This is a genomic window from Adlercreutzia equolifaciens (assembly GCF_029076695.1).
Lineage (GTDB): Bacteria > Actinomycetota > Coriobacteriia > Coriobacteriales > Eggerthellaceae > Adlercreutzia > Adlercreutzia equolifaciens_A.
Genome location: NZ_JARFIK010000001.1, coordinates 289623 through 302857 on the forward strand (window position 1 = coordinate 289623; position 13235 = coordinate 302857).

9 protein-coding genes are annotated in these 13235 nt (G+C 63.3%); 7 read left to right on the forward strand and 2 right to left on the reverse strand.

Annotated features, from left to right (window positions below; translation table 11 throughout):
* Nucleotides 1-301 precede the first annotated feature (301 nt).
* The 7 genes from PZH32_RS00945 (at nt 302) to nrdG (ending at nt 9812) form a co-directional block, all read left to right on the forward strand.
* Nucleotides 302-1204 carry an FhaA domain-containing protein gene (locus tag PZH32_RS00945; RefSeq protein WP_275205762.1) on the forward strand — a complete coding sequence of 301 codons (903 nt, stop codon included), beginning with the start codon at nt 302-304 and terminating at the stop codon, nt 1202-1204.
* Nucleotides 1205-1233: 29 nt separating this feature from the next.
* Nucleotides 1234-1647 (forward strand): FHA domain-containing protein, encoded by a 414-nt coding sequence (locus tag PZH32_RS00950; RefSeq protein WP_275205763.1) that lies wholly within the window; start codon nt 1234-1236, stop codon nt 1645-1647.
* Nucleotides 1647-2906: a Stp1/IreP family PP2C-type Ser/Thr phosphatase gene (locus tag PZH32_RS00955; protein WP_275205764.1), complete on the forward strand. Its 1260-nt coding sequence runs from the start codon at nt 1647-1649 to the stop codon at nt 2904-2906. The genes PZH32_RS00950 and PZH32_RS00955 overlap by 1 nt, the downstream gene beginning before the upstream one ends.
* 9 nt (nt 2907-2915) lie before the next feature.
* A complete protein-coding gene (locus PZH32_RS00960; RefSeq protein ID WP_275205765.1) occupies nt 2916-5699 on the forward strand; it encodes an FtsW/RodA/SpoVE family cell cycle protein in 2784 nt (927 codons plus the stop codon).
* 99 nt (nt 5700-5798) lie between these two features.
* The gene (pknB, locus tag PZH32_RS00965; protein ID WP_275206884.1) at nt 5799-7775 is read left to right on the forward strand and encodes a Stk1 family PASTA domain-containing Ser/Thr kinase; all 1977 of its coding nucleotides are present in this window, start codon (nt 5799-5801) and stop codon (nt 7773-7775) included.
* Nucleotides 7776-7853: 78 nt separating this feature from the next.
* Complete coding sequence (locus tag PZH32_RS00970; protein ID WP_275205766.1) at nt 7854-8873, forward strand: mechanosensitive ion channel family protein; 1020 nt, start codon at nt 7854-7856, stop codon at nt 8871-8873.
* Between the two features lie 336 nt (nt 8874-9209).
* On the forward strand, nt 9210-9812 hold the full coding sequence (gene nrdG, locus PZH32_RS00975; protein ID WP_275205767.1) for an anaerobic ribonucleoside-triphosphate reductase activating protein: 603 nt from the start codon (nt 9210-9212) through the stop codon (nt 9810-9812).
* 89 nt (nt 9813-9901) lie between these two features.
* On the opposite strand, the gene PZH32_RS00980 is transcribed toward nrdG, so the two are convergent.
* Both PZH32_RS00980 and PZH32_RS00985 read right to left on the reverse strand, forming a co-directional pair.
* The gene (locus tag PZH32_RS00980) at nt 9902-11587 is read right to left on the reverse strand and encodes an FAD-dependent oxidoreductase (protein ID WP_275205768.1); all 1686 of its coding nucleotides are present in this window, start codon (nt 11585-11587) and stop codon (nt 9902-9904) included.
* Between the two features lie 139 nt (nt 11588-11726).
* Complete coding sequence (locus tag PZH32_RS00985; protein ID WP_275205769.1) at nt 11727-13208, reverse strand: helix-turn-helix transcriptional regulator; 1482 nt, start codon at nt 13206-13208, stop codon at nt 11727-11729.
* Between the last annotated feature and the right edge of the window lie 27 nt (nt 13209-13235).

The window sequence follows — 13235 nt, forward strand, 5'->3', positions numbered from 1 at the left end:
GAGGAGCAGAATGCGACCTGGGCTTTCTTGGACACTCGCTACCAAACCCTTCCATTTTGGCAGCCGGAAAGGAACCAAACTGCCCGATCTCGGGACCTCCAGCAGGCCGAGCCAGCGGAGCGGCGCGTGCCCGGAGCGGGATGCCGGAAGCGTGCACGGGCGGCGGGGCGGCCCTGGCCCTGCCGCTGTGACGATTGCGTAAGGTTGGCGGCTTGTTGACAGAAAGGCGCAGGGTTTATGGCAAAATATGCGGTTGTGCAACTGAACGCAGCTTAAACACGGTAGAAACAAGGAGAATCACATGGGACTCCTCTCAAGGTTCGAAGGCAAAATGGAAGACACGGTGGAGGGTGCCGCCGACCGCATGGGAGCCGCACCGCTGTCCCCCGTCCAAATTGCCAAAAAAGCCGAGAAGCAGATGCGCCGCGAGAAGATGGTCGGCGCAGGCAAGCAATATGCCCCCACTCTTTATACGGTTCTGGTCAACCCCGACGATGATCGTCGCCTTCTGGGCTACTACCCCACGCTGGCCGGAGAAACCGAAACCTACCTGTCCGCCAAAGCCGCCGAGCACGGGCTGGTCATGGACGGACACCCCCTGGTTCGCTTCATCGTCGACGACGATTTGCGTCACGGCAAGTTCGACGTCATTGCCGAGATGGTGGCCTCCCCGCTGGTTGAGCAGCTGCGTCAGGAAGAGTTCGCCCGCTACGGCCTTATGCGCTCCCAAAGCGGCCGTCCCGTGGCGCCCGCCCCGGCCCCGGCGCCCGCTGGCGGCTACGGCTACCAAGAGCCGGCCTACCAGGCCCCGCAGGCCTACGACGACTACGGCTACGAAGACGCCGGCGCCGACGAGCCCCACACCATGATGTTCGACGCGGCCGCCGACGGCTACGACGACGTCGACGAGAACGACGCCCGCCAGGCCTACATTTACGACATCACCAACGATCGCGCCTTCACCTTGCCGGGCCGCGCCGAGACCATCGGCCGCGAGTCCAAGAACGACATCGTCATTCCCGATATCAACGTATCGCGCGTCCACGCCGAAATTCGCCAGGACGAATCCGGCGCCTGGATCCTTACCGACCTGGGTTCCACTAACGGCACCATCGTCAACGGACGCCAGATCAAATCCATCGCTTTGCACGATGCGGATCGCATCGTCATGGGCACCACCAACCTCGAGTTCCAGCTCATCTAGCCGGTCTTTTCGGCTTAGGAGGTTATCCCGTGATCGATCTTGTCCTGTTGGTCGCGCGCTTGCTTTTCGTCGCGCTCCTGTACCTGTTCCTGTTCGCCCTCATGCGTACGGGCGTTGGTCTGGTGAAGGGGTCGCGCAAGAAGGAGCGCACCTGGAACGTGTCAGTAGAGCACGGGCCCAAAGAGCTGCGCGGCGTGTCCATTGCTGTGCACGGGCCGGTTATCGTGGGACGCTCCCCGGGAGCCGACATTGTCATCGGCGCCGGCTACGTGTCCGGACGCCATGCCCGCTTCCAGCTGATGGGCCAGAATCTCTTCGTTGAAGATCTGGGATCCAAGAACGGCACCGCCGTGAACGGACGCCCCATTCATGAGCCCGTGGCCCTGCGCAACAAAGACCTGGTCACCATCGGTGACGTCGACATTCGCGTGAGGTTCCAATAATGGCGCGCTCACGGAGAAAGGTCCAAACCCCCTTTGGCAGCCGCACCGATGTGGGCTGCGTGCGCGAGCACAACGAGGACTCTCTGGTTGTGGCGCCGCCGCTCTACGTGGTGTGCGACGGCATGGGCGGCCATGCCGCCGGCGAAGTGGCCTCGGAAATTGCCGTGGACGTAGTGGCCCAGCGGGCCCCCCGCACGGCCGATGCCGCCGCTTTGGGCCAGGCTGTCGAAGAGGCCAATCTGGCCATCATCAAGGCCGCCCGCGAAGGCGTGGGCCGCGCCGGTATGGGCTGCACCTGCACCGCGGCCATTCTGGATAAAGAGCGCCTGGTCATTGCCCAGGTGGGCGATTCCCGCGCCTATCTTCTGCACCAAGGGCGCATGCAGCAGCTGACCCGGGACCACTCCCTGGTCACCGACTTGATCGAGGCCGGCCAAATTACGCCGGCCGAGGCCCGCGTCCACCCCCAGCGCTCGGTGATTACCCGCGCTCTGGGCTCCGACCCGCGCACCGAGCCCGACCTGTTCGAGCTCAACGTGGAAACGGGCGACCGCCTGCTGCTGTGCTCGGACGGCCTGTGCACCATGCTGGAAGACGACCGCATCGAGGACATCCTCAACAGCGCCGCCGATCCGCAGCGCTGCGCGGCGCAGCTGGTCAACGAGGCCAACTCCCTGGGCGGCTACGACAACACCACGGTTATCGTGGTGGACGTCACCGGCCTGGCCGAACAGCGCACCCGCAAGATTACGCGTCGCACCCGCGCCACGGCCATCATGCTGATTGCCCTGCTGGCAGCCATCCTCGTAGGGGCCGGTTTCGGCCTCAACTACCTGGTCGATAATTCCGCCTATCTGGCCGACGACAACGGGAACGTGGCCGTATACCGCGGCGTGCCCGGCGACTTGTTCGGCCTTACGTTCTCCACCCTCGACCGCGTCACCGATATCGCCGTGGATGATTTGCAGCCCGGCACTGCCAATCGCCTGCGGGAAGAGGGCATTCGCGTCGACGGCATCGACGAGGCCAACAACCTGATCAAGCTCTATGAGGCGGAAATCACGGACAAGCAGCAGGCCGAGGCCCAAGCAGCCGAAGAGGCAGCGGCAGCTGCAGCCGCCGACAACCCGGACAGTGCCGCCGAGCCCGACAATGCAAACGACGGTTCCAATGACGCCGGCACCGCGGCCGCCAATAACGAGAACGCCGACGGCGCCGACCAAGCCGCCTCCCCGTCCCCCGCCGGGACGACGGCCTAGGAGGCGCCTATGTCCCGTCGCAATATCGAGCTTTTGCTCCTGCTCATTGCCTCGCCCATTGTCATCGTGCTTTTCGCCATGCTGGTGGTTACCGGCGGCCAGACGCTGTCGGTGGAAACCCTGGCGGTGCCGCTGGGCATCTTCGGAAGCTTCCTGGTGGCCCACTTGGCGGTGCGCAAGCTGGCTCCCGCCGCTGATCCGGCACTGCTGCCCATTGCCTTCGCCCTGTCGGGCATTGGCATTGCCTTCGTCACCCGCATTTTGCCCGACAAGGCCCTAAGCCAGGTGGTATGGCTCTTTGCCGGCGTCGTGGTGATGATCGTGGTGCTGGCCCTGGTGCGCAACTTGGACAAGCTGGCCAACTACAAGTACACCCTCATGGTGGTGGGCATTCTGTTCTTGCTCTCCCCCATGTTGCCCGTCATCGGCCACGAGTCCGGCGGCGGCCAGCTGTGGCTGTCCATCGGCCCCTTCTCGTTCCAGCCGGGCGAGATAGCCAAGATCCTCATTGTGTTCTTCATTGCCGCCTATCTGGCAGCCAACCGCGAGATGCTGTCGGTGTTCACGTGGCAGGTGGGTCCCTTCCATTTGCCGAGCCTGCCCACCTTGCTGCCCCTCATTATTATGTGGGCCCTGGCCTTCGTCGTGGTGGTGCTGGAGAAGGACCTGGGCCTGGCCCTGGTGCTGTTCTCGGTGTTCGTCATCATGCTGTACGTGGCCACGGGCAAGAAGCTGTATCTGGTGGTGTCCATCGGCCTGGCCGCCATTGCCGCCGTGGCCCTGTACTCCTTCATGGGCCACGTGCAGGCCCGCGTGGCCATCTGGCAGGATCCCTTTGCCGACGCCCAGGGCGCCGGCTTCCAGCTGGTGCAGTCCATCTACTCGCTGGCCGATGGCGACTTGTTCGGCCAGGGCATCGGCCGCGGCATGGGCGGCAACCCCATTGCCGAGGGCGGCATTCCCGTCGCCGAGAGCGACTTCATCTTCCCGGTCATTGCCGAGGAAACAGGCCTCATGGGCGCCGCCGGCGTGCTGCTTTTGTACCTGTGCTTCGCCATTCGCGGCGTCGTCACGGCGGCCCGGGCGAAGAGCGACGTCAGCTCCTTCACCGCCGTGGGCCTTACCTCCATCATCGTGCTGCAGGCCTTCATTATTGTGGGCGGCGTTACCCGTCTCATCCCCCTGACCGGCATCACGCTGCCCTTCATCAGCCAGGGCGGCTCCTCACTTATTGCCAGCTTCATTATTGTGGGCTGCCTGCTGCGCTGCGGCGACGAGGGCACCGGCGTCGATTCCGAAATGCGCCAGACCGGCACCATCGGCTCCCATGGCGCGAACTCGGTGCTGGGCCGCGTGGCCCTGGGCAAGCGCCTGACCGGCACCATGATCATCTATTCGGTGCTCTTCGGCGTATTGGTGGCCAACCTTACCTACATCATGGTCATCAAGGCCCCCGAGTACCAGAACCTGCCCAGCAACAACCACACCATGGCCCGCGAGGCCACTATGGAACGCGGCACCATTTCCACCATCGACGGCACGGTGCTGGCCCAGTCGGTGCGCCAGGAGGACGGCACCTATAAGCGCGAATACCCCGCGGGCACCTTGGCCGCGCACATTGTGGGCTATACCTCGCAGAAGTTCGGTTCCGCCGGCATCGAGGCCGCCTACAATGACACCTTGCGCGGCGAGCAGAACTTCGCCAGCTTCTCCGACGTGGTGAATTCCCTGGCCGGCATTCAGACCAAGGGCAACGACGTCACGCTGACCATCGACGCCACCATCCAGCGGGCGGCCCAAAACGTGCTGGAGGGCCAAGTGGGCGCCTGCGTGGTCATGAACCCCGAGACCGGCGCCGTGTTGGCCCTGGCCTCCTCGCCCACCTTCGATGCCGCCGATTACGAATCGCTGCTGACGGCCGCTGCCGACAACAGCAACGACTCCTCCGAGCTGTTCAACCGTGCCACCCAGGCACTGTACGCCCCCGGCTCCACCTTCAAGATGGTCACGCTGGCCGCAGCCCTCCAGGACGGGGTGGCCACGGCCGACACCATGTACGACTCGCCGGGCACCCTGGACATCGGCAATGCCCCGGTGACTAATGTGAAGAAGCGCAACTACGGGCGCATTACGCTGGAGATGGCCATGTGGTACTCATCGAACACCGTGTTCGGCCAGGTAGGCGTTCAGCTGGGCGCCGACTTGCTGGTGCAGATGGCCTGCAATTTCGGCTTCAACGAAGATATCGACTTCCCACTGCCCTTGGCCACGTCGCTCATGCCCGACCCCGAGGAAATGACCACCTGGGAAACGGCCTGGGCCGCCTGCGGCGAGCCGGTGGGCGAGCACGAGAGCCCGGCCGGCCCCCAGGCCACGGTCATGCAGATGTGCATGGTGGGCTCCGCCATTGCCAATGAGGGCGCCCTTATGCAGCCCTACTTGGTCGACGGCGTCTACAACGCCAACGGCGAACGCAGCTTCTATCCGCTGGCCATCAAGCTGAAGCAGGCCATCGACAAGGACACCGCCGCCCGCGAGATTGAAATCATGAAGGGCGTCGTCACCGAGGGCACCGGCTCGCGGGCCGCCATCGACGGCGTGGCCGTGGCCGGCAAGACGGGCACCCACGAGCGCGGCGACGGCGAGGACGACAGCTGGTTCGTGGGCCTGGCACCCGCCGACGACCCGAAGGTCGTGGTGGCCGTGGCCATCGAGCGGGGCGAGTCGGGCGCCGGTGCCGCCGCCGCACACGACGTGTTGGAAACGGCTCTCGAAGTGATAGGAGCGCTGTAGTACAATGATCAGACTCACGCGAGTTCGCATCGAAAACAGACTGCAAACCCACCAAAGTATGGAACTTTAAGGAGTAACAAGGTGACCGGACAGGGAACAATGACGGGCAAGGTCCTCGCGGGCCGCTACGAAATCAAAGACCGCATCGGTATCGGCGGTATGGCCGAGGTATACCGGGCCCAGGACAACACCTTGATGCGCGTGGTGGCCGTAAAGGTCATGCTGCCGCAGTTCGCGGCCGACCCGGCCTTCACCCAGCGGTTCCGTCAGGAGGCCGCTGCCGCGGCCAACCTCCAAAGCCCCTACATTGTCAACGTATACGACTGGGGCCACGAGGACGGCACCTACTTCATCGTCATGGAGTTCGTGCGCGGCTCGGATCTGAAAACCGCCATTCAGCAGCGCGGCGCCATCAACCAGCGCAAGGTAGCCGAAATTGGCTCCCAGGTGTGCCAGGCCCTTACCGTGGCCCACAATCAGGACATCATCCATCGCGACATCAAGCCCCAGAACATCATGGTGCAGCCCGATGGCAACGTGAAGGTGATGGACTTCGGCATTGCCCGCGCCAAGAACTCCGTGAACGACAAAACCTCGGCCGTGCTGGGCACAGCCCACTATATCTCGCCCGAGCAGGCCCAGGGCAAAGACCTTACCGCCGCCAGCGACATCTACTCGCTGGGCGTGGTGCTCTACGAGGCCGCCACAGGCACGCTGCCCTTCGACGGCCCCGACGCCGTCTCGGTGGCCATGATGCAGGTAAAGGACGACCCCGAGCCCCCCAGCGCCATCAACCCCGACATTGACCCGGCCCTCGAGGACATCATCATGGTGGCCCTGGCCAAGAACCCGGCCGATCGCTTTGCCACGGCCAACGATATGCGCCTGGCTCTGAACGACTATCTGGCCGGCCGTCCCCTTAACCTGGGGCGCGGCAACAGCTTTACCGAGGCGCAGACCCGCGTCATGGGCGCCGTGGCCCCCGCGCCGGTGCCCCTGGCCGACAGCACCCAGGCGATGCCCTACGTGGCCGGCAGCGGTTCCTCCCCCTCGGCCACGGGCAGCTTCCAAACTACGAACTTCCGCGATCAGGGTGGCAAGAAAAGTACCAAGAAGCCGGTCATCATCGCGGTTGTGGCCGCGGTGCTGGCCATTGCCATCATCGGCGGCCTGGTATGGGCCTTTGCCGGCGCCGGTGACAAGGAAATGGTTCCCGTGCCCAATGTTGTCGGCATGACGGAACAGCAGGCCGAGGAGACCATTCGCCAAGAGGGCTTCCAGGTGGGCACCAAGGATTATCCGCTCGACGAGTCGGTGCCCGAGGGCACCGTCATCAGCCAGGACCCCAGCGGCGGCGAGGCCGAGAAGGGATCGAAGATCAATCTGCTTATCTCGGGCGGCGACGAAGAGGTGGACGCCCCGAAGATTACGGGCATGACCCCTGATCAGGCTAAGGAAGTGGCCGAAAAGAAGGGGTTGAACGTAGCCCAGTCCGAAAGCCAGTACTCCGACACCGTCGACGAAGGCCTCATCATTTCCCAGAACCCCGCCGAGGGCCAGAAGGTTCCCGCCGGCGGCACCATCGAGTACGTAGTGTCCCGCGGTCCGAAGACCACCAAGGCCCCCAACGTTATCGGCATGGACGTCGACCAGGCCAAACAGGAGCTGCAGAACGCCGGCTTCGGGGTCGACGTGAACGAGGAGTACTCCGACAAGCCCGAGGGCACCGTCTTCAAGCAGAATCCGCTGAACGATCCCATCGAGCCCGGCGGCACCGTCTCCATCACGGTCAGCCTGGGCTCCAATGAGACCGATATCCCCAGCGTGGTGGGCCAGTCGGAAAGCACCGCCACCACGGCGCTGCAGAACGCAGGCTTCTCGGTGAAAACCCAGCGCGCAGCCAGCAATGACCCCGAGGGCACGGTCATCGACCAGAGCCAAACCGGCAAGGCCGAACCGGGCTCAACCATCACCATCACGGTGAGCTCCGGCCCCGCTACTCCCGATCCGGAGCCCACTGACCCCGGCACGGGCGACGGCAATCAGGACAGTCAGGACGAAGGCGATAACGCCTAAGCCCGCTTCTTCTGCAACAAAACGATGAAAACGGCGGCCCTCCCCTTTTGACGGGAGGGCCGCTTCTATAATGGAGCTATGCCCGATTGGTTCAACATATTCGACAAGTTCGTCCATGCCGACTGGTTCAACACCTTCCTCGGCGTGGTCATTATCTGCGCCATCACGTTCTTGATCTGCCGCGTGACCGTAGCCTTCATGCGCCGCATCCTGAAGAAGACCACGCTGTTGCCCTCAAGTTCCATCTTCATCAACCTGGTGCGTGCCGTGGTGTGGATATTCGGCATTGCCTGCATCTTGTCCATTTGCTTCAACGTGAACATCAACGCCATGATTGCCGGCTTGGGCGTTGTCGGTATCGCCGTGTCCCTGGGCTTTCAAGATACGCTATCGAACCTGCTGGGCGGCCTGCAGGTCAGCGTGTCGCGCAGCGTGGAGCCCGGCGACAATATTCGCATGGGGCCCAGCGGGGTATCCGGCGTGGTGCAGGACGTCACCTGGCGCTACACCTCCATCATCGACAGCTCGGGCAACCACATTAACATCCCGAACTCGCTGATGACCTCCACCGCCGTGGCTAAGCTGTCGCCCCTGAACGACGTGTCTATCAACCTGGTGGTCACCACGAACAGCGAGCGCCTCACCGCCACGGCCCATCACATCGAGGACGCAGCTGAAAAGGCCGTCTCGCGGGTAAGCAAGATCAAGAAGAGGCCGAGTGTGTCCTTCAGCGCCATTACCGATAAGGGCTTCCAAGGCACCCTCAGCTTCACCATCACCGATGCCAGCAAGGCCAGCAATGCCACCGATGCCGCTATTCGCGCCGTGGCACCCTATGTGCACAATCACCTTATCGAAGAGGCCATGAGCTCGCTGACCGCTGACGGGGAAGACCACGGTACGGCCCCAGTCATGGTGCCCACCGACGAAACCGGCGTGCTAGTGCCCGTGCCTCAGACGCCCACACCGCAAGCCAGTGCTTCTACTGCGGACAGCGCCCCCAGTTCTGAGCACAACGGCAGTAAAGGCGATACGGGAAAGAGCGAGGAGACGAGCGCCCCGGTAGGCACTCAACAGGAAAAGCCTGCGCAGGCATAAGAAAATCCTGCCCCCGCCTGAGGATGAACCCACCTCAAAAGGTGGGTGCTCGCATCTGGCTTCCCGGCTTTCGTATCAACGGATACGAATCTCCGTTTCACCAGCTTCTAAAGCTCCCTCATGTAAAAACGTCGGTCCATCGCAAAGATGGGCGGGAACAGGACTTGCCCTTAGTATACGCAAAACAGCGGCGCCGTGAAGTCTTGACATGGCCGCTTCTGTAAGCTGTTGGGTTATCGTTGCTCGCCATCACGGGGAGCATCCGCCATTCGTGCCGACTTTGTGGGTCGGCAACAGTTCACCGTTGCGCGTCGGGCCCTGGGCTACAATGGCGCCATGGATACTACGCAAAACAACAGCTCCTCCGCGGACGAGGCCTTGGGCCGCCGCGTTGAGGATTTCGAAACCGCCACCATCACCCTGTACGGCACCGAACCCGACTCCATTGTAGACGGTCCGGGCCTGCGCTATGCCGTATTCGTGCAAGGGTGCTCCCACGGCTGCCCCGGGTGCCACAACCCCGACAGCCAGCCGGCCTGCGGTGGCACCGAGCTGGGGCTGCCGGCCCTGCTGGCCGACATCGAGGCCAACGGCCTCGTGCACGACGTCACGCTCTCGGGCGGCGAGCCCTTCGAGCAGCCGGGCCCCTGCGGTCTTCTGGCTGAGGCGCTGAAAGAGCGCGGCTACGGCATCTGGTGCTATACGGGCTATCTGTACGAAGACCTGGCCCGTCGCAACGACGCTGCCGTCAAGCATCTGCTGGAGCATATCGATGTCCTGGTGGACGGCCCCTTCGTCGAATCCCTCAAGTCTCTTGAGCTGAAGTGGTGCGGTTCCTCAAACCAGCGTCTCATCGACGTGCCGGCCACGCGCCGCGCCGGCGCCATCGTGGAGTGGCAGCCCACCACCTTCTCGCTGGAAAAGCCTTCCAACTGGTAAACATCATCCTCCCCTAAAAACACCATCGAGCGCGCCAGGGAGGGAGGGACGCGCTCGACGTGTCGGAGGGATTGTTTCGTTGCTAGGGCCTAGGCGAAGGGCACCTCGGAGATGGTCTTGCCCTGAGCCAGCGCAGAGCCCACCAGCTGACCGAAGGTGACGCAGCGGCCGTGGCTCACGCCGGGGCAGTGCACGGGGTAGTCATTGCCGAAGAAGTCGCCCTGCACGTTGCCAATGGCGAACAGGCCGGCAATGGGCTGATCGTCGTCGGTCATAACCTGGGAATCGGCGTTCACATGGAGGCCGAAGGGAATGGTCAAGGTGCTGCACACGTTCTTCGTGGCGTAGAACGGCGGCGTCTGCACCGGGGCCAGGAACTGCTGGGGCACGTCGAAGTCGATGTCCTCGCCGTTGGCGGCCATGCTGTTGTAGCGCTCCACCGTCGCCTTGAAGGTGTCGGCAGGAATGCCCAGCTGCTGAGCCAGATCGTCCAGCGTGTCAGCCTTCACCAGCATGCCGTTGTCCAGCCACTTCTCCATGACAGCATCCAGACCGTCCATGAAGCGATCGAAACGCTCGGGCTGCTGCTGCATGAGGTACTTCTCGTAATCGCCGTCGAAGATGGACCAGGCCACGTTGCCCGGGGTGTTCATGCGGGCGTTGGTGAGCATGGGCTCGAAGGGCATCTCGGCACCGTAGCGCTCGCCATTGGCGTTCACGGCCAGCCAGCACATGATGAACGAGGTGAGGTTGAACTCAAGAGTGTCGAGGGTGAACTGGTGGATCATCGGAGCCGCCGGGCTCTTGGAGATGCCAGCACCAGCCCAAGCGCCCATGAGAATGCCGTCGCCGTTGTTGTAGCCGGCCGGGGCGTACACGTTGGCATCGGAGCGGTTGGAGATGGGGCAGAACACGTCGATCATCTCCTGGTTGCCGCCGATGTCGCCCGTGGCCAGGATGACGCCGTTCTTGGCGTTGTACTGCACGTGCTTGCCGTCCTTGGTGGTGGCAATTACGCCCGTGATGCCGCCAGCCGCATCGCCCACCAGCTGCTCGGCGCGCGCCTCGAAGACGAACTCGGCGCCATTGGCCGTGGCCGAGTTGTACACCAGCTCGCCCAGGGTAACGTTGACCGGCTGCCCGTCGTCGCGCATGTCATAGGTCTCGCCGCCGCGCACGAACGACACGGCGTCGGGATAGACGCGCCAGTGGTCAGGCAGCTTGGACCAATTGCCGTACTTGGCGGTACCGGACAGCGCGGGCACCATGCTCACGCCGTTCTGCGCGCCCAGCTCGTCGATGTAGTCGAACACCTCGCCCGAGCGGGAAGCCCACACATAGATGAGGTCGTAGTTCGTAGTCTGGTGCGATGCCTGATGCAGAAAACGAGCGGCCACGCGCGGATCCAGGTCGAATCCGTTCTGCTTGTGGAACTTGCTGCCCAAGTGGCCCACGTCCACGCCGCGGATAGAAATGCCGGTGTTGCGCTCGATGACCACTACCTTCGCGCCGTTGCGCGCAGCGGCCTCGGCAGCGTTCACACCAGCCAGGCCGGCGCCCACTACTACCACGTCGTAATCGAGCGTCTCAGCCACATCCGTGATCGGCTCCGGCGCCTCTTCCCAGCTGTGCTTGCCCGTGCTGGCAAGATTCTGGCTGCCCGCGCTTGCCTCGGTAGGCGCCGACGGGCTGCACCCGCCCAGAGCCACGGTGGCCGTTGCGGCGGCGCCCGTCACGAACGCCCCCTTCAAAAAGCTGCGGCGATCCATACTCATACTGTCTCCCCTTCCCAATGAATGCTTGGAGCCAAATGCCTCCGTCGGCATCTGGTCGACGAACTCTCGCTTCGTCGCCGCCTATCATTGAGCAAGGGTCAACCGTCGGCCAACCCGTGAAATACCTGATTCGGAAATATCAGTTGTCTTCCGTGACGGAAATAACGACATCACGTGATTCGGGTGAGGGGGCTTTGACCTCCTCGGATGCCAGGTCAAGAAACTGTTGGCGGTCGTGGACCTCCAGTTTTTGGTAGATGTGGCGCACGTGGGTTCCCACGGTGTTCTCGGAGATGCACAGGCTCTCGGCAATCCAAGGCTGGGTGCGGCCGCCCACCAGCAGCAGCGCAATTTCCCGCTCGCGGGGCGTCAGACCCTTCTCCTCCCACCAAGCGGCAAGTCGCTGCTCTTTGGCTTCTTCGCTTACCGGCTCCGCAACGCTCATGCCCGAAAGGAGCCACATGTCCTTGCTGCTCAGCAACACCACCGTGGCAATGACCACCAAGTAGCCCATGAGATTGGTCTCTTGCAACACGAAGCCGTGGCGCACTCCGTCATTGCCCACCAGCACGATACCCGCCACGGCGCCCACCACATAGCACACCACTGCCAACAAGCGCGTGGCCGCTATGGTCTGCAAGGCGCTGTGCGAGCGCGCATGGGCAATCTGCGCGAACAGCACCCACAGCAGTAAGTCGAAGGTGGTGTAGCCCGCAATAACCACGGCGCCGGCAATCCAGAACTGGCCGGTGCCAAACAGGAACGACATGAGCATAAAGCCGGCAATCATAGCCAGCAAGCCCACGCGGTACGCCACATTCGCCTTCCGGGGAGCAAGGCACACCACCGCGAACAGCGCAATGGCCGCAAAGCCGCGCACGAACTGCACCACCACGCCGCCCGGCGTTCCCCCGCTTGCCACCGAGGAGAACGATACCAAGTGCTGCAGGTAGCCGAAACTGAACAGCACAAGGCCGGCCACGCAGAAGAGCGAGACGCCGACCCCCAACCAGCTCGTGAGGAACGGCGACCGAGCTGCGCGATCCGAGGACGGCGCATAGGGCAGAGCCGTCTCGTAGGAACGCTGCTCTGGGTCAAGGGAGCAAAATACCAGGCAGGAAACAAGGGGCAGCAGCGCGTAGAACAAGGCGGCCGCCAGCGGGAACATGAAGAGGAGCGGAATGTCGATGATCACCGCGCCGGCAAAGCCACCGGCCACGAAGCGCGCGGCGCTCTTCGCGCCGTCATGACAGTACACGGCGCCCCAGCCAAGCTGAAACACCGCCATGAAGAGCGAGGCCAAAACGCCACCGACAAGAAGGAGGCCATAGGAACCCGTCACGCTGGCGCCCACAAAGGCCAGGGCGCCCAGGGTGCCGCCCATGCCTCCCAGCCAGGGCAGCCCGCGCCCTCGCAAGGCCTCGTTAAACTTCTGAGGAACGAGAAGCGCCACCAGAAACCCTACGGCGCTGAGGCCGAAAACCAGGATGGACGCCCCTTCGGCCATCAGGCTCGTCGAAGATGACGCTGGGAAGAAGGCGCTCATGAACAGGGCGTCAAGCCATGCCCACAGGCAGGCCGATCCGGCCCAGATTTTGATTTCACTGCTTTTCAGAACCAAAGAACATACCCCTCGCCCCATTTTGTT